We start from the raw sequence: 18,689 nt of genomic DNA on the forward strand, positions 1-18,689 counted from the left end.
TTCACTCCGCGACCGCGAGCGTTTCGGCGATACGCTGCGCGTCGAGTTGCGCGAGGTCGTCCTGATACTTGAGCAGCACGCCGAGCGTGTCCTGCACCGACTGCGGATCGAGTTCCGTCACCGAAAGCGCGGCCAGCGCACGGCACCAGTCGATCGTTTCGGCGATACCGGGCGCCTTGAAGAGATCCATCGTGCGAAGCTTGTGCACGAAGTCCACCGCGCGACGCTGCAATTGCGCCGACGTTTCCGGCGCGCGCGCCGCCACGATCGCGAGTTCGCGTTCGCGCTCGGGGTAGTCGAGCCATTGATAGATGCAGCGGCGCTTGAGCGCGTCGTGGACTTCGCGCGTGCGGTTCGAGGTGATGACGACGAGCGGCGGAACGTCCGCGCGCACTGTGCCGTACTCGGGAATCGATACCTGGAAATCCGAAAGAAGCTCGAGCAGGAAGGCTTCGAATGGCTCGTCGGCGCGATCGATTTCGTCGATCAGCAGCACGCGGCGTGCGGCCGGGTTCTGCGGATCGGGTTGCAGCGCCTGCAGCAATGGCCGCTTGAGCAGGAATTCGTCTCGATAGAGCGTGTCGTTGCGCGGCTTTTCGTGCGCCGCCTCGGCAAGCCGCAGCGCCATGATCTGGCGCGGATAGTCCCACTCGTAGAGCGCGCTCGCCGTGTCGAGCCCTTCGTAGCATTGCAGCCGCAGAAGCGTCGTGCCGAGCAGCGCGGCGGCGGCTTTCGCTAGCTCGGTCTTGCCGACGCCCGGCTCGCCTTCGAGAAAGAGCGGCCGCTGCATGCGCAGCGCGAGAAAGAGCGCGGTCGCGAGTTCGCGGCTTGCGAAATAGCCGCGCGATTGAAGTTGCGCGAGGGTGTCGTCGATCGAGGCCGGTTGCATGGCGTGCCTGAAAACGCGAAAACTCGAAAACGCAAATACGCGGTCACTCGCGCACCGGTTGCGCCGATGCGCGAGCGACCGCTTCGTCGCGGACCTAGCCGAGTGCCCTCGTCACCGCACGCGCCGCGAGCACCGGAATCAGGTGCGCGCGGTATGCGGCGCTGGCGTGCAGGTCGGTATTGAGGTCGTCGTCGGCGATCGTCACCGCGCGCGCGGCGGCGGGCGTGAAGCTGGCCGTGAGCGCCTGCTCCAGCGGCGTCGCGCGAAACACCGATGGCGCCGCGCCCGTCACCGCCACACGCACGCCATCGGCGAACTTCGCGACGAACACGCCGGTCAGCGCGAATTGCGAAGCCGGGTTCCTGAACTTCTCGTACGCGGCGCACTCGGGCACCGGGAACTCGACGGACACGATCAGTTCGTCGGGTGCCAGGGCGGTCTCGTACATGCCGACGAAGAACGCATCGGCGGCGATGCGTCGCCGGTCGGTGACGATCGTCGCGTTCAACGCGAGCGCGGCGGCGGGATAGTCGGCGGCCGGGTCGTTGTTCGCGAGCGAGCCGCCCAGCGTCCCGAGCGCACGCACCTGGCGGTCGCCGATGTGCGCGGCGAGGTCCGCGAGCGCGGGTAACCCGTTGCGGATCAGCGTGCCCTCGGCCACATCCGTATGGCACACGGCGGCGCCCACTTTCACCACCTTGCCGTCCGCCTCGATCGCCTTGAGGCCGGGAATGCGGGTGACGTCCACGAGCGTCGACGGCTGTGCGAGCCGCAGCTTCATCGCTGCGAGCAGGCTCTGGCCGCCTCCGAGGTACTTCGCGTCCGCGTCGCTTGCGAGCGTTTTCACGGCGCCTTGTGCATCGGTGGCGCGCTGGTAATCGAATGAGTACATGGTGCGCCTCCGCTTAAGGTTGTGAAGACTGCGCTTGCTGGATGGCGGACCATACGCGATGCGGTGTGGCCGGCATCTGCAGGTCCTTCACGCCGAGGGGCGCAAGCGCGTCCAGAATCGCGTTGATGACCGCGGGTGGCGAGCCGATCGCGCCTGCCTCGCCGCAGCCCTTCACGCCGAGCGGATTGTGCGTGCACGGCGTGCCCTTCGCGGTTTCGACGGTGTAGCTCGGCACGTCGGAGGCGCGCGGCATCGCGTAGTCCATGTACGAGCCGGAGAGCAACTGGCCGCTTTCGGTGTCGTAGACACAACGCTCCAGCATCGCCTGGCCAATGCCCTGGCCGATCCCGCCATGCACCTGGCCTTCGACGATCATCGGATTGATGATGTTGCCGAAGTCGTCCACGGCGGTGAAGCGCTCGATGCGCGTCACGCCGGTTTCGGGATCGACCTCCACCTCGCAGAGGTACGCGCCCGATGGATAGGTGAAGTTGGTCGGATCGTAGAACGCGCTTTCATCGAGGCCCGGTTCGAGCGTTTCGAGCGGATAGTTGTGCGGCACGTAGGCCGCGAGCGCGATTTCGGCGAAGGCTTTGGTGCGGTCCGTTCCCGCGACGCGGAAAACGCCGTTCGCGAACTCGATGTCCTCAACGGACGCTTCGAGCATGTGTGCCGCAATCTTTTTCGCCTTCGCTTCGATCTTGTCGAGCGCCTTCATGATCGCCGAGCCGCCCACCGCGATCGAGCGCGAGCCGTAGGTGCCCATGCCGAATGGAATGCGGCCGGTGTCGCCGTGCACGATCTCGATCTGCTCGATCGGCACGCCGAGGCGGTCGGAGACCACTTGCGCAAAGGTCGTTTCGTGACCTTGGCCGTGGCTATGCGAGCCCGTGAACACGGTGACGGAACCCGTCGGGTTCACGCGAACCTCGCCCGCTTCGAAGAGCCCCGCACGCGCGCCGAGCGCGCCCGCGATGTTCGACGGCGCGAGGCCGCATGCTTCGATGTAGCACGAGTGACCGAGACCGCGCAGCAAGCCTTGCGCCTTCGAGGCGTCGCGGCGTGCGGCGAAGCCCTTCACATCGGCGAGTTCGAGCGCGCGGGATAGACACGCTTCGTAGTCGCCGGTGTCGTAGGTGAGGCCCACGGGCGTCGCGTACGGGAACGACCGGATGAAGTTGCGGCGGCGAATCTCGGCGGGGTCGATGTTCATCTCGCGTGCCGCGGTTTCCACGAGGCGCTCGACCACGTAGGTCGCCTCGGGGCGGCCCGCGCCGCGATACGCATCGACGGGCACCGTGTTCGTGAACACGGCTTTCACCTCGGCGTAGATCGCGGGCGTCGTGTACTGGCCCGCGAGCAGCGTCGCGTAGAGGATCGTCGGCACGCAGGAGGCGAACGTCGACAGATACGCGCCCACATTCGCAATCGTGTGCACGCGCATCGCGAGGAACTGGCCGTCCTTGTCCATCGCGAGTTCGGCTTTCGTGACGTGGTCGCGGCCGTGGGCGTCGGAGACGAACGACTCGCTGCGCTCGGCCGTCCACTTCACCGGGCGGCGGATCTTCTTCGAAGCCCACGTGAGCGCCACGTCTTCCGCGTACAGGTAAATCTTCGAGCCGAAGCCGCCGCCCACGTCCGGCGCGACGATGCGCAGTTTCGTCTCGGGCAGCCCGAGCACGAACGCGGCCATCAGCAGGCGTTCGACGTGCGGGTTCTGGTTCGAGACGTAGACCGTGTAGCTGTCGTCGTGCTGCGAGTAGCTCGCGTTCACGGCGCGCGGCTCGATCGCGTTCGGCACGAGCCGGTTGTTCACGATATCGAGCGTCGTGACGTGCGCGGCCTGGGCGAACGCGGCGTCGGTCGCGGCCTTGTCGCCGTGGCCCCACGTGAAGCAGGTGTTGTTGGGCACACCGTCATGCACGAGCGGCTGGCCTGCGTCGGCGGCGTGCGCCGTGTCGGCGATAGCGGGCAGTTCCTCGTAATCGACTTCGACCCGTTCGGCGGCGTCCTTTGCCTGCTTTAGCGATTCGGCGATCACGAGCGCCACCTGGTCGCCGACGTGCTGCGCCGTTTCGTGCGCGATAACCGGGTGCGCCGGTTCGTGCATCGGCGTTCCGTCGATGCTGTGGATCAGCCATCCGCACGGCAGGCCGCCGACCTTTTCGGCGGCGATGTCGGCGCCCGTGAAGACGGCGACAACGCCGGGCGAGGCTTTCGCGGCGGTCGTGTCGATGCGCTTGATGCGCGCGTGCGCGTGCGGCGAGCGCACGAACACGGCATATGTCTGCGCGGGGAGGACGACATCGTCGGTGTACTGGCCGGCGCCGGTCAGGAAGCGATAGTCTTCCTTGCGCTTCACCGGCGCGCCGATCATGCGGTTCGGTTCGGGTGCGTTCATGGTGGCCTCCTCGTCAGACCGCCGCCGTGGCGGCAGTCGTGCCGGCGCGCATGCCCTCGGCGCCCGCAAGCACGGCCTTCACGATGTTGTGATAACCGGTGCAGCGGCACAGGTTGCCTTCGAGGTTCGCGCGCACCTCGGCCTCGGTGAGGTCCGGCTTCGATGCGGCGAGCGCAGCCGCGCTCATCACCATGCCGGGTGTGCAGAAGCCGCACTGCAGGCCGTGGCATTCGCGGAACGCTGCCTGCATCGGATGCAATTCGCCGTTCTTCGCCAGCCCTTCGATCGTGGTGACATCCATGCCGTCGCACTGCACGGCGAGCTGGTTGCACGACTTGATCGCGCGGCCGTTGAGATGGACGGTACAGGCGCCGCATTGTGCGGTATCGCACCCAACGTGGGTACCGGTGAGGCGGAGTTGCTCGCGGAGGAACTGAACCAGAAGCGTGTGTGGCTCGACGTCGGCGGTCACGGGTTCGCCGTTGACCGTGAGGCGGATACTGATGGCCATTGAATGTCTCCTGTGTCGACGGGGCCGGGCGCTTTCGCGCCTGATCCCGTCCCACGCCCGCAAGGGCGCCGGACCGAGCTGATGTGTCGACACGTCGACTGCACTCGACACGCCTGACTCTGGTCCCGTACCAAGTTATGGAATTGAGACCTGCCTGGGCCCGCATTCACCATCTTTGCCCCGAGTTGCCGTCTGCTGTTCCGCCGTCCGTGGCGCGTGCTGCGCGCCTGGCCGCCGCGTGAGGCTGGCGGCCCGGATGGAGTGGGGGCGGAGGGTCCGGCTGGTGCTTTGCTCTTCAGTGATGCCAGGGGGTAATGCTGGGCACAGTAAAGCACAAATCGCCGTTCAGCGCTGCGCGGGGTTTTACGGTGGGGCCGGATGAAAAACGTCCCATCCCAACTGGTGGGACGGGACGTCTTTACGCTGCGTTGCGGCACGGTGCCGGGCCATGCCGCTTCTCTCGCGCGTGCGATGGCGGCGCCTTATCCGTGGTGATCGTGTGGCGCGTGCGCGAGGCGCGAGTGATGCCGCGAGTAGACGAAATAAATGACGATGCCGAGTCCGACCCAGATGATGAACGCGATCCACGTGATCTGCTGCAGGTTCACCATCAGGAAGAGGCACGACGCGACCGCGAGGATCGGCACGACCGGTACGCCGGGACAGCGGAATGCGCGCGGCAGGTCCGGGTGCGTTTTGCGCAAGATGAGCACGGCGATCGACACCATCGAGAACGCCGCGAGCGTGCCGATGTTGATGAGTTCGGCGAGCACGTCGAGCGGCACGAGCGCGCCGATCAGGCCGAAGAAGATGCCGACGAGCCAGGTGGTGAGGAACGGTGTCGCGAAGCGCGGATGGATGTGCGATAGCGGGGTGGGCAAGAGGCCGTCGCGCGACATCGCGTAGATGATGCGGGTCTGGCCGTAGCTCATCACGAGGATCACGGTCAGCATGCCGAGCACGGCGCCGAGGTCGATGAGGCCCGCCACCCAGCTTTCGCCGGCCTCCTGGAGCGCGAACGAGACCGGGTTTGCGACGTGGGCGAACTGCGGGGACGGCACGATGCCGGTGACCACGGCCGCGACGGCGACGTAGAGCACCGTGCACACGCCGAGCGACGCGATGATGCCGATAGGCAGGTCGCGCTTCGGATCCCTCACTTCCTCGGCGGCGGACGAGACCGAATCGAAGCCGATGAATGCGAAGAACATCACGGCGGCCGCGCCGAAGACGCCGCGCCATCCGTTGGGCATGAACGGATGCCAGTTGTCGGGCTTGACGTGGAACACGCCGACCACGATCACGAGCAGCACGACCGTCACCTTGATGGCGACCATGATGTTGTTGATGCGGGTGGATTCGCGCACGCCGATGGACAGCAACGTGGTGATCGCCATCATCACGAGGAAGGCCGGCAGGTTGAACAGCGTGTGGGCGCCGGGCAACGCGCCAGGCGCGGCGCTGAGCAAGGTGGGCAGGCTGATCCCGAAACCCCGGAGCAGCGACTGCAGGTAACCCGACCAGCCGACCGACACCGCCGAGGTGGCGAGCCCGTATTCGAGCATCAGGTCCCAGCCGATGATCCACGCGGCCAGTTCGCCGAGTGTCGCGTAGGAGTACGTGTAGATAGAGCCCGCGACGGGAATCGTCGACGCGAATTCGGCATAGGCTAGCGCGGCGAAACCGCAGGCCACGGCGGCGACGAGGAACGCGATCGTCAGCGCGGGGCCGGCCTGCACGGCGCCGGTGCCGGCGAGGACGAAAATGCCGGTGCCGATGATGGCGCCGATGCCGAGGAACATGAGGTCCACCGCGCCAAGTGCTTTCTTGAGGCCGGTGCCCTCGGCGCTCGCCCGTAGCATGTGCTCGACGTTCTTCTTACGAAAGAGGGACATTTGGCGGGGTACTCCAGGTTTGCGCGGGCAATCGGTGTCGATTCGGGCCGCGTGCCGAAAATCGGGAAAAACCGGGAATTTGTATGAATACCTTCAGCCAGTTGCGCGCGTTCCGGCGGGAAGCGCGGTCAGTCACTGACGATTATGTCCCAAGCGGGCGTGGTGGCGCGTGAACCTTGCCCGCGTGCCGCCGATTGGTGAGGTTTGTTTGTGGATCAGGCACTGACGACGAGAGGCAGGCCTTGATGCCGCGCCTCTCGCCAATGTCATCGGTCTCTTTGAAGGCCCTTACGCGCTCACTGCCGGAGCGAGATCGACGAGCCGGTTGGTCATCACGTAGAGCGTGAGTTCGGCGTTGTTGCTGAGTTTCATCTTTTCGAGCAGGCGCGTGCGGTAGACGCTCACCGTCTTCACCGAAAGCGAGAGCGCGCGGGCGATATCGGTGAGACGTTTGCCCGTGGCGAGCATGCACAGCGTCTGGTATTCGCGGTCGGAGAGCTTTTCGTGCGGCATCTGCTCGGCGTCGTCGACGAGCACGTAGTCGGCGAGCGCGACGGCCATCTCCGGGCTGACGTATTTGCGACCGGCCACGACCTGCTGGATCGCACCCATCATCTGCGCGGCATCCACCGTTTTCGAGAGGTAACCCGACGCACCTGCCTTCAGCGCGCGCACCGCGTACTGATCCTCGCGATACATCGAGAACATCAGCACCGGCAGACGCGGCGACTTGCGCTTCAAACGCTTGAGCACTTCGACGCCGTTCATGTCGGGCAGTGAGATATCGAGCAGCACCACGTCGAAAGCGTGCTTCGCGATCGCGGCGAGCGCTTCGGCGCCGGTCTGCGCTTCAATCACTTCGCTCGCGATGCCGCGGTCGAGGAGCAACTGGCGCACGCCCTGGCGCACGACGGCATGGTCGTCGACAATCAGGATGCGGTGAGTCATGAATGCGCCCCTTCCACGAGGGACGGAGCAGTATCGGAGGCGTTTGCGCCGAGTAGCGCGTCCCAGGCGAAGCGCGCACGCACGGCCGTGCCGGCCTGTACACCGCGTCCGCCTGCGCGCAGCGTGCCGCCGAACGTGGCGCAACGCTCCCGCATACCGGCCAGACCGTAGTGCTTGCGACCGCCGCTTGCACGGCGTGCATGGCTGCCGCCGCGCGGCAGGCCGATGCCATCGTCGGTGATCGTGAGGATCAGATGACGTGGCGCGCAGTCGAGTCGCACATCGGCGCGGGTGGCGCGGGCATGGCGCGCAACATTGGCGAGCGCTTCCTGCGCGACACGGAAGACGGCAAGCGCGGCGTCGGCAGACAGGCGAGCCAGGCGGACGTCGGCCGCAAAGACGAAACTCGTGGCGAGGCCCGTGCGGGCGCCGAAGCCGCGTGCCCAGTCGGCGAGCACGGGGACAAGGCCCGCATCCAGATGCGGCGCGCTGAGTCCGTCGAGCGCGTGGCGGACCGCTTCGACCGCGGCGTTCAGCGATTGCGCAACGAGCGAGAGGGCTTCGGTGCACTGCGGAGAGGCGTCGGCGGAAAGTGAGGCGTGGACCCTGGCGAGCGCGAAGTGCGTGGCCGCGAGTTCCGCTCCCACGCTGTCGTGCAGTTCGCGCGCGAGATGCTGGCGGGCGGCTTCGTCGGCGTCGATACGCGCGGCTTGCGCCATCGCGATCTGCCGCTGTAAAAGGGCGATCTGCCCGGCCGCGTCGCTGTCCTCGCGTGCGCGCGCCGGGATAGAGGACTCCTTAACAACATGTGTGATGCCTATGCCGGGCGTTTCTCGGCCCTGAGCGCAAGCGGCTACCACGCCGGTCTTACACGTACCCATCTACCCCCCGTTCTGGAGCCGGTCGTTAATACCGACGGCTTCCGGGGCGAATCAGGTCCCCGGCGCGACGGATAACGGCACGGCGCAGCGTAGCTATATTTACATTCGTTACCAACCTCATTGGGGCTCTGTCGGGCCTCCAAAACTGCTGATGCTGCGCCGCGATAATATCCTAAAAAAAATTAAAATGCAGTCTAGACAAGGATTAGCGGCGAATACTGAGATTTGGTGTGAGCTTTTGTCGCAGCCTGATTGTAGGAATAATCTGACGGATAAAATACCTGAATTCTGTGACATCCCTATGCACGGGGACGGTCGCGTTAAATCGACGAACGCTGCATAACCCTTGCAGACGAAAGGTTTTCGCAGGAACGTAGGGACGAAAAAAAACCGGAGCGCGAGGCTCCGGTTTTTGTTTCAGCATGCCGCGGCGAAATCCGCGGACGGTGTCGGTGCGATCAGCCGACGAATGCCTTTTCGACCACGTAGTGGCCCGGCTCGTTGTTGCTGCCCTCTTTCAGGCCGGCCTTTTCGAGCAGTTCGACGGTGTCGCGCAGCATGTGCGTGCTGCCGCATAGCATGATGCGGTCGCGCTCCGGCGAGAACGGCGGCAGGTCGAGGTCGGTGAACAGCTTGCCGGTCTCGATCAGTTCCGTGATGCGGCCACGGTTCTCGAAAACTTCGCGCGTGATGGTCGGGAAGTAGACCAGCTTCTCGCGGACGACCTCACCGAGGTACTCGTGATTGCGCAGTTCGTCGGTGATGAATTCCTTGTACGCGAGTTCATCGACGAAGCGGCAGGTGTGCGTGAGCACAATTTTTTCGTAGCGGTCGTAAATGTCGGGGTCTTTGATGATCGACATGAACGGCGCGAGACCCGTGCCGGTCGAGAGCAGCCACAGGATCTTGCCGGGCAGCAGGTTGTCGGCCACCAGCGTCCCGACGGGCTTCTTGCCGATCAGAACCTTGTCCCCGACCTTCAAATGCTGCAGACGCGACGTGAGCGGACCGTCCTGCACCTTGATGCTCAGGAATTCGAGGTGCTCTTCGTAGTTCGCGCTCGCGAGCGAGTAGGCACGCATCAGCGGCTTGCCGTCCACTTCGAGGCCGACCATCGTGAACTGGCCGTTGTCGAATCGCAGAGCCGCGTCGCGCGTGCAGGTGAAGCTGAAAAGCGTATCGGTCCAGTGATGGACGCTCAAGACGGTTTCTTCGGTGTTTTTGCTCATGGTTCCTGATGATGCGAAACAAGGGCTGCCAGACCCCGGCCAACCCGCCGGCCGCCGATGGTGTCCATTGGCTCCTGGCGGTGCGGCCCGGCAATGCCGCGCGTTTGTCGCGCGCGTGCTACGTCTGCCACGTTTGCCGGTCGACCGCGCTGCGAACGAGGCTGAATCCGCTATTTTACCGCGTTGGCGTACCACAGGCCCCGCTGCGCCGAAGGACGAATCAGGCCACGCGTTGCGTGGCGAATCCGGCGGCTGGTCAGCGTCGTGTGCGATGCGATGGGTCGCGACGCACGCGGACGTGACGGGCAAGGCTGGCATCGGTATGCGGTGGCACGCCGGCCAGTGCCCGAGGTAGCGGGCGGTGTGCCGCCAGCGGCGCGCGCCCGTTTGGGGTGACCCAGCTGGACTGCCTCGCAGGAGCGCACGTGTGCGAATTTCGGGATGATGATACCGGATGCTCTGTCAGGCCGCAGCAATTACCCTGGTGTCCGGGCAGCTACGGCGTGGCTCCGGGCCGGGCTGCCGTGGATGCGGTGCGGCCCGCCTGGCGGGCGATTCGGGTGTTCCGGACGTTGGGTCGCTACGCGTGCGGCAGAGCGTCGCGCCAACGGCGGGAAGGATGCGCCTAGCGGTCGACGGCAAGCTTCACGCCGAGGCTGACGAGCGCTACGCCGCAGAATGCGTCGATCGGGCGCCGGATGCGGCGGTAACCGCGCTGCGTGCGGTCGTCGGCGAACAGGAATGCGATGCTGCAATGCCAGCCGAACGACATCGTCGCCACTGTGGCGAGCGCCACGCCGTAGAACCACAGCGGCGGGTGCGCGGGAAACATCGCGGCGAACACACTGGTCCAGAACACGCACGACTTCGGGTTCGTCAGGCAGGTGACGAGGCCGGTGCGCCAGGTACGGAAGTACTCGTGACGTGCGGGCGGGGGAGGCGGCTCCGTGTTTTGCCGGGCGACCGCGCCCACTGAAGCGGTATCCCGTCGTGCACCCGAGCGCAGCAACTTGAATCCGAACCACACGAGATACACCGCGCCCGCCACGCGCACGCCGTTGTAGACCCAGTCGATGCGCTGCAGGACGGTGGCGAAGCCGAGCATCGCGAGCGCGGCCCAGAGCGTCGACCCGACGCCCACGCCGAACGCCGACATCACGCCGAGCCCGCGTCGTCCGGCGAGCGAAAGCTGCGTGACCATGAAGAAGTTCGGGCCGGGGCTGATCAGCGCCAGCGAGTAGACCGCGGCGATCTGGAGCAGCGTGGTGATGTAGTGCATGACGGGGACAGACGACAGGGCGCGCGGCGCGCAACGCGACATCTTAGCCTGTTACGGGCGTATCCATGCTAACCGGTTCGCCATCCGGAACAGGGCACGCCAGGCGTCATTCGAGGCGCAGCCGCGCCATGTACGGCAGGTGATCGGAGAGCCAGGCGGTCTCCTGGGCGGGCTGGATCAGCTCGACGGGCTGCAGGCCGCGCACGAACATCTTGTCGAGTGCGAGTGTCGGCGAGAACGCCGGAAACGTGCGCGCGGGTTCGCCCAGCAGCGTCGCCACTTCGTGCATGCCGTGCTCGGCGAAGATCGGCACCGAGTCGTTGCGCCAGTCGTTGAAGTCACCGGCGAGCACGAGCGGTCCTTGCGGCGCCTCCTTCGCGATCCAGTGCGCGATCCAGTTCATCTGCCGCAAGCGCGCGCTGCGTGTGAGCGCGAGGTGCGCGCACAGTAGCGTGACCGACCGCGTGCCGACGTTCGCGCGCGCCACGAGCAGCCCGCGCCGCTCGAAACGGTGCGCGGAGATGTCCCAGCGTCCGCCGAGATCGAGTGGATGTGGCGAGAGGATCGCGTTGCCGTGCCGCCAGGACGGCTTGAACACGTTCGGGCCGAGCGCGATCTGGAGTTCGCTCGCCTCGGCGATCTCAGTGGCCTGGCAGTGCCAGACGTCTTCGAGCGGATCGCCGAGCTGCGCGCCGAACGTCGACGCGAGCAACGGCTGCGGCAGGCGCCGCGCCATGGCTTCCTGGAGGAACCAGGCGTCGGCGTGGGTGGACTGCACCCAGCGCCGCATCGCCTGCCAGGCCTGAAAGCCGAGCGGCGAGCGGCCCTTGTGCAGGTTCCAGCTCACCGCAACGAAGTCGTTGAGGTGCGACGCGTCGATGAGCGGTTCTTCGGGGTTTCTCATGCGGGTGGTTCTCTTTGGCGCTGCGCGACTTACGGTTGCGGCGGCGCGACGCTTGCGCTGATCCGGTACGCAAGCGATGGATTCATATCGACGATCTGCCAGTTCACCGGCTCGTCCGCCGGGACGCGCAGCCCCGGGTGGCTGGCGGCGATCCGGCGCGGCTGCGGCGGCAGCGCGCAACCTTCAGGTGTTTGCGACTGTACGTCGGATTCGAGTGTTTCCTGAGCGTCGATCGCGAGAATCGACTCGCTCGCGTTCGCCTGCAGCGGCGAGATCGTCACCGTGCGCTGCAGGTCGATGCTGCCGCCCGGCTGGTCCTTGCATCCGATGTCGTGCGTGACGACATGATGGTGGGTGTCCGTGCGCGCCTGGCCAACCGTGGTCGTGCCCTCGAACTGGTCGATCTGCTGGCCGTCGCGCAAGACATCGAGCGTCCACTTCACGACCGGTTGCGCCGCGTCCTGCGCGTGCGCGCAGACGGCGGCCGTCATGGCCGCCGCAAACAGCGAGGTGGCGAGGCCGTGCTTCCACAACATCATGTCGTTGACTCCGTGCACGCAAGCCGCGTGAGTGGCGAAGGATAGCGTCAGCTGCGCGGCAGGATCGTTCTGATCCTTCGATCCTATACCCGGTTCGCGATAACCGGACCGACGCAGTTCACTTCAGATTGGGATGCGCGCTACAGGTTCAACCGCGTCGTATTGGATCATTGCAGCCGGATTGGCAACGAGTGTGCGTCATCCGGACGATCCGCGGCATCTTTGTTGTCCGCCGAACAACGATGTCTCGCGGATTATCGAGGCGGTTTCTCTCGAGGCGGTTTCTCGATAGTGCGAGCGTAACCATCGTTGCACGCCCGGCTCCCGGGACGCCGGGCGGCATCATCGATACCGCCCCGGGTCACGGCGTACAATTTTCGAAGCAAGCGGCGGCGCGCCTCGCGCGCCATTACCCGGATCAAGCGGATCGCGGTGCCCGGTCGAAGTGGAATCCGGCACCGCAGGGGCGGACGTGCAGACATGGATCAGATTGATTGCGTAGTCATCGGTGCGGGCGTTGTGGGGCTGGCGGCGGCCCGCGCGCTTGCAGCGAAAGGGCGAGAGGTGATCGTGCTCGAAGCGGCCGAAGCCATCGGCACGGGCACCAGTTCGCGCAACAGCGAGGTCATTCACGCCGGTCTTTATTACCCGCGCGGCTCGCTGAAGGCGACGCTCTGCGTGCGCGGACGCGAGATGCTTTACGAGTACTGCGCGGCGCGCAAGGTGGCGCACTCGCGCGCGGGCAAGCTGCTCGTCGCCACGGCGCGGAACCAGATTCCGCAGCTCGAGGCCATCCTCGCGCGTGGCAAGGAAAACGGCGTGTTCGATCTCACGCGGATCACCGGAAACGAGGCGCTCGAACTCGAACCGGCGCTTGAATGCGTTGCGGCCGTGTATTCGCCCCAGACGGGCATCGTCGACAGCCACGAGCTGATGCTCGCCCTGCAGGGCGACGCCGAGCATGACGGCGCGGTGATTGCACTCAGGTCGCCGGTCGAGTCGATCGACGCGACGCCGAGCGGCTTCGTCGTCAACGTGGGCGGCGAGGCGCCCACCACGGTGCGCGCGGCCAGTGTCATCAACAGCGCGGGCCTTCATGCGAACGCGCTCGCGCGGCGCATACGTGGCCTCGACGCGCGCCACGTTCCGCCGCTCTATCTCGCGCGCGGCAATTACTTCAGCGTGTCGACGCGCGTGCCGTTTTCACGCCTCATTTACCCGATGCCGAACGAGGCCGGGCTCGGCGTTCACCTCACGCTCGACCTGGGCGGCCAGGGGCGCTTCGGTCCGGACGTCGAGTGGATCGATTCGATCGACTACGACGTCGATCCGCATCGCGCCGACGGGTTCTACGCGCAGATCCGGAGCTACTGGCCGGCGCTGCCGGACGGCGCGCTGCAGCCGGCCTACGCCGGCATCCGGCCGAAACTTTCCGGCCCCGGTGAGCCTGCCGCCGATTTCATGATCCAGGGCGCCGCCGCGCATGGCGTGCGCGGGCTCGTGAATCTGTTCGGGATCGAATCGCCCGGGCTCACGGCCTCGCTCGCCATCGCACAGCGCGTGTGCGAGCTTGCGGGGGCTGGCTGAGCACGTCTTTGGCCATCGGCAATGCTTCTTCGGCCGATTTGCGGCGCGGGATGCTGAACGCGGCTGTCGCGTCCTGCATCGCCTGACCACCATCGCTGATCCACTCCGTCAGCACGGACGTTTCGTGCGCATGCATCCACAATGCGGCTTGTCTATACCCGGAATCGCGGCTGTGAGGCACATCCGTTCGTTGCTATCCTTTGGTGGCGCCGTCGCAAGAACGGTGTTTAGACCTACATACTGGATGGAGTGAGTTAGATGAAAACGTCCCGCCGCAGCTTTCTGATCACGAGCATTGGCGTTGCAACGACCGTCGCCCTGTCGCGTCAGGCTTTCGCCGACATGCCGAAGGCCAGCGAATCCGATCCGACGGCCCAGGCGCTCGGCTACAAGGCCGACGCCACCAAGGTCGACAAGGCGAAGTTCGCGAAGTACGTCGCCGGTCAGAGTTGCAGCAACTGCTCGTTCTATCAGGGCAAGGCCACCGACGCGTGGGCGCCGTGCCCGATGTTCGGCGGCAAGCAGGTCGCGGGCAAGGGCTGGTGCAGCGCCTACAACAAGAAGGCGTAAGCGCTTTTCCGCAGGTGCGCCGCGCGAGCGTCGCGCGAACGCATCAGCGCATCGATCAGACGCGCGGCATCGGGCGGCGCGCCTGCAGCAATGGCGGGCGCCGTCCAAACCACGGCCGCGCCGCCTCCAGTTGCGCCGCGAGGCGCAACAGCAACGCATCGTCACCGTCGCGCGCGGCGAACTGCACACCGATCGGCAGGCCGCGCGAACTCCACGCGAGCGGCACCGACATCGACGGCTGGCCCGTCATGTTGAACAGCTCGGTGCAGCCCGCCCAGGCGAACGCCTTGTTCGACGCCTCACTCAGCATCTTGCGCATCAGCACCTCCACCGGCATCGCCGTGACGGCACGCATCTGCATGCGCTCGGTCAGCGACGGCTTCAGCTCACCGATCTTCACAGGCGCCGCGGCGAGCGTCGCGCACAGGATCACGTCGTAGCGCGTCATGAGATCGGCGAGTTGGGCCGTGACGCGCTGCTGAAAGTCCAGCGCGCCGGGCAGCGCAGTTTTGCCGAGCTTGCGGCCGATATGCCCCATCGCCCACGTCGCGATCTCGAAGTCCTGGCGGCGCGGCGGCGTGCCGGTGAGGTCGTCGGCGTGGAGCACGGATTGCTCGGCCACCGACGCCCACAGCATCAGGAACGCCTCGCGCGCCGCAGCGAAATCGATCGACAGCGTCACCGGCTCCACGCGGTGACCGAGCGACGCAACGAGCGCAGCCGCGTCTTCGACGGCCCCCCGCACCTCGGGCGAAAGCGAGAAGGCGAACATCGGATCGGTGACGAGCGCGATGTCGAGCGGCTTCGCGCCGTCGAACGCGTCGCGTGCCGCTGAGAGGAACGTGCCCGGCGCGCCGGGCATGAGGGCGGGGTCGCCCGCAATCAGGTCGAGCATCAGCGCACTGTCGCGCACGCTGCGCGAGACCGCGAGATCGACGCCCAGCGCACCGGGCGACGGCTCGATGTTCGAGGGCGGCTGACGCGAGCGCGATGGCTTCAGGCCGAACAAGCCGCAGCACGACGCCGGAATGCGGATTGAACCGCCGCCGTCCGAAGCATGGGCGAGCGGCACGACGCCCGCGGCGACGACCGCCGCCGCGCCGCCGCTCGATCCGCCGGGTGTGTGGTCGAGGTTCCAGGGATTGCGGCACGCGCCGAAGAGTTCGGGCTCCGTGTACGGCATCTGGCCCAGTTCCGAGGCGCTGGTCTTGCCGAAGATGTTGAGTCCCGCCGCGCGAAAGCGTTTGATGACGGGGGCGTCGTCGGCGGGGACATAGTGGCGGTAGTGGCGGCTGCCGAGCGTCATGCGCAGCCCCGCCACCGCAGCGCCCAGATCTTTCACGAGGAAGGGCACGCCCGCGAGCGGGCCGTGGGTCAGGGCGTCGGCGTCGTTGCCGCCCGCCTCGATCCGCAGCGCGCGGCGGCGCGCTGCGTCGTAGTCCTTCAGCACGATCGCGTTGATCGCGGGATTCGCGGCCTCCGCGCGCTCGATGGCCGTATCGAGCAGTTCGCGCGGGCTCACGTCGCCACGCTTCACGAGTTCGGCCAGGCCGATGGCGTCGTACTCCAGATAGTCGGTCTGCAAGGTGAGGCCTCCTGCTCCAGAAGATGCGTGACGGTGAACGTGACGCTCGCGTGAGCGTCGTGCCCGCTGTGTATCTGCTTTGTACCTCTTTTGCGCTGGCGGGCGATGGCGCCGAGCGGCTCAGACCTTACAGGTGCTCTGCGAGGAAAGCCAGCGTACGCCCGTGCGCGAGCGCCGAAGCGTGCTGGTTGTACGACGCGCGCACCGAGCAGTTGAAACCGTGTTCGGCTTTCGGATACAGGTGGAATTCGGCGTTGTTGCGGCCCGCGAAACTCGCTTTCACCTGGTCGACGGCGTCGAGCGGAATGGCGTGATCGAGTTCGGCGTAGTGGAACTGGATCGGCACAGTGACCTTGCCGGCGACGTCGAGCGCGTTCTGGATGCCGCCGCCATAGTAAGAAACGGCGGCGTCGAGCGCCCCGTCCGCCGCTGCGAGATAAGCGAGGCGGCCGCCGAAGCAGTAGCCGATTGCGGCGACCTTACCCGTGCATTCGGGCAACTTGCGCAGCACGGCAGCCGTCGCGGCGATGTCTTGTGCCGCAAGCTTCGGGTCGGTTTTCTGCAGCAGTTCGATGCCCTTGTCGCGGTCTGCGCCGACGTAGTCCAGTTCGACGCGCGGCTGCGTGCGCCAGAAGATGTCCGGCGCGATGGCGACGTAGCCGTCGAGTGCGTATTGCTCGACGACGTCGCGGATATGGCTGTTGACGCCAAAAATCTCCTGCACGATGACGATGCCCGGACCCTTGCCGCCTTTGGGTAGCGCGAGATAGCCGCCGAAGTTGTCGTTGCCGGCGGGAATATCGATCCATCGAGACGAAACGCTCATGCTGCTCTCCTTCTTGTTCAGACTGCGTTGTTGCGTATTTTGGGCGGCCAGTTTGCCACACGTGCCCATTGGCTTGCAGCGCACTGCATGCCCGACGACCGTTCGTGCTGAGACCGCAAATGTGCTGCCAGTGGATTTAATAGAGCGTTTAATTGAATCGTCGATGGAGCCATTCAATGGGCTTTCACTTAAGCCCGGAAAGCGTGACACGCGGTCGCGCTCCTCCTTTTTTATCGCAAAATAGCTGGCGCGAAGCTTCAGGGAGGCTTTCCATGAAATTGTGAATGTCGTTCCAGATCACTGAAAATACAAGAAAAAAACGCATTGAGCAGGATCGCGTGGCGTCACGGTACAAAGCCTATTGGTAGTCGTACCAATATCTGAAAAATGTCCCTCAAATTAATTTGATCACCTACACTTGCGCGCAAGTATGACCGGGCCGTCCGCCATAAACGGATTCACCGGCATGCTGGCCAGGTGCATCAAGGATGCATCCGGCGTGGTCGTCCGCACGGGGAGCGACACGTTCGGGGCGCGGGAGCACAGGGCGATTACGTCGCTTATGGGTACGAAACTGGAGACTTACATGACTATCAAGCTTCAAAAGCTGTTGCCGATTAGCGCTGCGGCCATGCTGTTTGCGACGTTCGCATCGGCAGCCAGTGCGGATGTAGTGATCAAGATCGGCCACGTCGCTCCGTTGACGGGTCAGATTGCCCACCTCGGCAAAGACAACGAAAATGGTGCGCGCCTCGCCGTCGAGGAAATCAACGCGAAGGGCCTCACGATCAACGGCCAGAAGGTCACGCTGCAGCTCGACGCTCAGGACGACGCAGCCGACCCGCGCCAGGCCACTCAGGTTGCGCAGAAGCTGGTCGACGACAAGGTCGTTGCAGTGGTCGGCCACCTGAACTCGGGTACGTCGATCCCGGCTTCGAAGATCTATAGCGATGCAGGCATCGTGCAGATCTCGCCGTCGGCAACGAACCCGGCCTACACGCAGCAAGGCTTCAAGACGACCTACCGCGTCGTCGCGACCGATGCGCAGCAAGGCCCGGCACTCGCCAACTACGCGTCCAAAACCATGAACCTGAAGAGCGTCGCGATCGTCGACGACTCGACGGCTTATGGCCAGGGTCTCGCGAACGAGTTCGAGAAGACCGCCAAGTCGCTCGGCATGAAGGTTCTCTCGCACGACGCGACGAACGACAAGGCCGTGGACTTCCGCGCGATTCTCACGAAGATCAAGGGTGAAAACCCCGACGCGATCATGTACGGCGGCATGGACGCCACGGGCGGCCCGTTCGCGAAGCAGGCGAAGCAGCTTGGTCTGCGCGCGAAGGTGCTCGCGGGTGACGGCGTTTGTACCGACAAGCTGTCCGACCTGGCCGGCGACGCGACCGACAACATCGTGTGCTCGGAAGCGGGCATGGCGCTCGAAAAGATGCCGGGCGGCAAGGAGTTCGAAACGAAGTTCGAGAAGCGCTTCGGCCAGCCGATCCAGATCTACGCGCCGTTCACGTATGACGCCGTGTACATCATCGTCGATGCAATGAAGCGTGCGAATTCGACCGAACCGGCGAAGATCCTCGCTGAAATGCCGTCGACCGACTACAAGGGCGTGATCGGTGAGACGACCTTCGATGCGAAGGGCGACCTCAAGCACGGCGTGATCTCGCTGTACGACTACAAGGGCGGCAAGAAGACCCTGCTCGACGTCGTCAAGATGTAATTCGACGACCGCGCAAGCGGT

The 18,689-nt window shown here is 65.4% G+C and carries 16 protein-coding genes; 3 read left to right on the plus strand and 13 right to left on the minus strand.

Annotation, left to right across the window (positions count from 1 at the left end):
* Nucleotide 1 precedes the first annotated feature (1 nt).
* The 11 genes from D1Y85_RS20705 to D1Y85_RS20755 all read right to left on the minus strand — a co-directional run bounded on the left by D1Y85_RS20705 (nucleotide 2) and on the right by D1Y85_RS20755 (nucleotide 12,368).
* The gene (locus D1Y85_RS20705) at nucleotides 2-889 is read right to left on the minus strand and encodes an AAA family ATPase (protein ID WP_124152949.1); all 888 of its coding nucleotides are present in this window, start codon (nucleotides 887-889) and stop codon (nucleotides 2-4) included.
* 94 nt (nucleotides 890-983) lie between these two features.
* Nucleotides 984-1,781 carry an FAD binding domain-containing protein gene (locus D1Y85_RS20710; RefSeq protein WP_124152950.1) on the minus strand — a complete coding sequence of 266 codons (798 nt, stop codon included), beginning with the start codon at nucleotides 1,779-1,781 and terminating at the stop codon, nucleotides 984-986.
* 13 nt (nucleotides 1,782-1,794) lie between these two features.
* A complete protein-coding gene (locus D1Y85_RS20715) occupies nucleotides 1,795-4,182 on the minus strand; it encodes a xanthine dehydrogenase family protein molybdopterin-binding subunit (RefSeq protein WP_124152951.1) in 2,388 nt (795 codons plus the stop codon).
* 13 nt (nucleotides 4,183-4,195) lie between these two features.
* Nucleotides 4,196-4,693: a (2Fe-2S)-binding protein gene (locus D1Y85_RS20720; protein ID WP_124152952.1), complete on the minus strand. Its 498-nt coding sequence runs from the start codon at nucleotides 4,691-4,693 to the stop codon at nucleotides 4,196-4,198.
* 482 nt (nucleotides 4,694-5,175) lie between these two features.
* Nucleotides 5,176-6,588 carry a branched-chain amino acid transporter BcaP gene (gene bcaP, locus D1Y85_RS20725; RefSeq protein WP_124152953.1) on the minus strand — a complete coding sequence of 471 codons (1,413 nt, stop codon included), beginning with the start codon at nucleotides 6,586-6,588 and terminating at the stop codon, nucleotides 5,176-5,178.
* 288 nt (nucleotides 6,589-6,876) lie between these two features.
* A complete protein-coding gene (gene rqpR, locus D1Y85_RS20730) occupies nucleotides 6,877-7,536 on the minus strand; it encodes a response regulator transcription factor RqpR (RefSeq protein WP_124152954.1) in 660 nt (219 codons plus the stop codon).
* A complete protein-coding gene (locus tag D1Y85_RS20735) occupies nucleotides 7,533-8,417 on the minus strand; it encodes a sensor histidine kinase (protein ID WP_124152955.1) in 885 nt (294 codons plus the stop codon). The genes rqpR and D1Y85_RS20735 overlap by 4 nt, the downstream gene beginning before the upstream one ends.
* 458 nt (nucleotides 8,418-8,875) lie before the next feature.
* The gene (locus D1Y85_RS20740) at nucleotides 8,876-9,646 is read right to left on the minus strand and encodes a ferredoxin--NADP reductase (protein ID WP_124152956.1); all 771 of its coding nucleotides are present in this window, start codon (nucleotides 9,644-9,646) and stop codon (nucleotides 8,876-8,878) included.
* A 625-nt stretch (nucleotides 9,647-10,271) separates the two neighbouring features.
* Nucleotides 10,272-10,925, minus strand: coding sequence for a LysE family translocator (locus D1Y85_RS20745; protein ID WP_124152957.1), 654 nt, complete (start codon nucleotides 10,923-10,925; stop codon nucleotides 10,272-10,274).
* 106 nt (nucleotides 10,926-11,031) lie between these two features.
* Nucleotides 11,032-11,829, minus strand: a complete 798-nt coding sequence (locus D1Y85_RS20750) for an endonuclease/exonuclease/phosphatase family protein (RefSeq protein WP_124152958.1) — start codon at nucleotides 11,827-11,829, stop codon at nucleotides 11,032-11,034.
* A 29-nt stretch (nucleotides 11,830-11,858) separates the two neighbouring features.
* On the minus strand, nucleotides 11,859-12,368 hold the full coding sequence (locus D1Y85_RS20755) for a hypothetical protein (RefSeq protein WP_246024999.1): 510 nt from the start codon (nucleotides 12,366-12,368) through the stop codon (nucleotides 11,859-11,861).
* A 480-nt stretch (nucleotides 12,369-12,848) separates the two neighbouring features.
* Here D1Y85_RS20755 and D1Y85_RS20760 point away from each other — a divergent pair, with 480 nt between their 5' ends.
* Together D1Y85_RS20760 and D1Y85_RS20765 are read left to right on the plus strand one after the other, a co-directional pair.
* Nucleotides 12,849-13,955 carry an NAD(P)/FAD-dependent oxidoreductase gene (locus D1Y85_RS20760; RefSeq protein WP_124152959.1) on the plus strand — a complete coding sequence of 369 codons (1,107 nt, stop codon included), beginning with the start codon at nucleotides 12,849-12,851 and terminating at the stop codon, nucleotides 13,953-13,955.
* A gap of 258 nt (nucleotides 13,956-14,213) precedes the next feature.
* Nucleotides 14,214-14,525: a high-potential iron-sulfur protein gene (locus tag D1Y85_RS20765; protein WP_124152960.1), complete on the plus strand. Its 312-nt coding sequence runs from the start codon at nucleotides 14,214-14,216 to the stop codon at nucleotides 14,523-14,525.
* 55 nt (nucleotides 14,526-14,580) lie between these two features.
* Here the strand turns inward: D1Y85_RS20765 and D1Y85_RS20770 are convergent, their stop codons facing one another.
* Nucleotides 14,581-16,110, minus strand: a complete 1,530-nt coding sequence (locus tag D1Y85_RS20770) for an amidase (RefSeq protein ID WP_124152961.1) — start codon at nucleotides 16,108-16,110, stop codon at nucleotides 14,581-14,583.
* Between the two features lie 127 nt (nucleotides 16,111-16,237).
* On the minus strand, nucleotides 16,238-16,936 hold the full coding sequence (locus D1Y85_RS20775; protein WP_124152962.1) for a dienelactone hydrolase family protein: 699 nt from the start codon (nucleotides 16,934-16,936) through the stop codon (nucleotides 16,238-16,240).
* A 586-nt stretch (nucleotides 16,937-17,522) separates the two neighbouring features.
* On the opposite strand from D1Y85_RS20775, the gene D1Y85_RS20780 reads away from it, so the two are divergent.
* On the plus strand, nucleotides 17,523-18,668 hold the full coding sequence (locus D1Y85_RS20780; protein WP_124152963.1) for a branched-chain amino acid ABC transporter substrate-binding protein: 1,146 nt from the start codon (nucleotides 17,523-17,525) through the stop codon (nucleotides 18,666-18,668).
* The last annotated feature ends 21 nt before the right edge of the window (nucleotides 18,669-18,689 follow it).

Source organism: Paraburkholderia dinghuensis (assembly GCF_003837865.1).
GTDB lineage: Bacteria > Pseudomonadota > Gammaproteobacteria > Burkholderiales > Burkholderiaceae > Paraburkholderia > Paraburkholderia dinghuensis.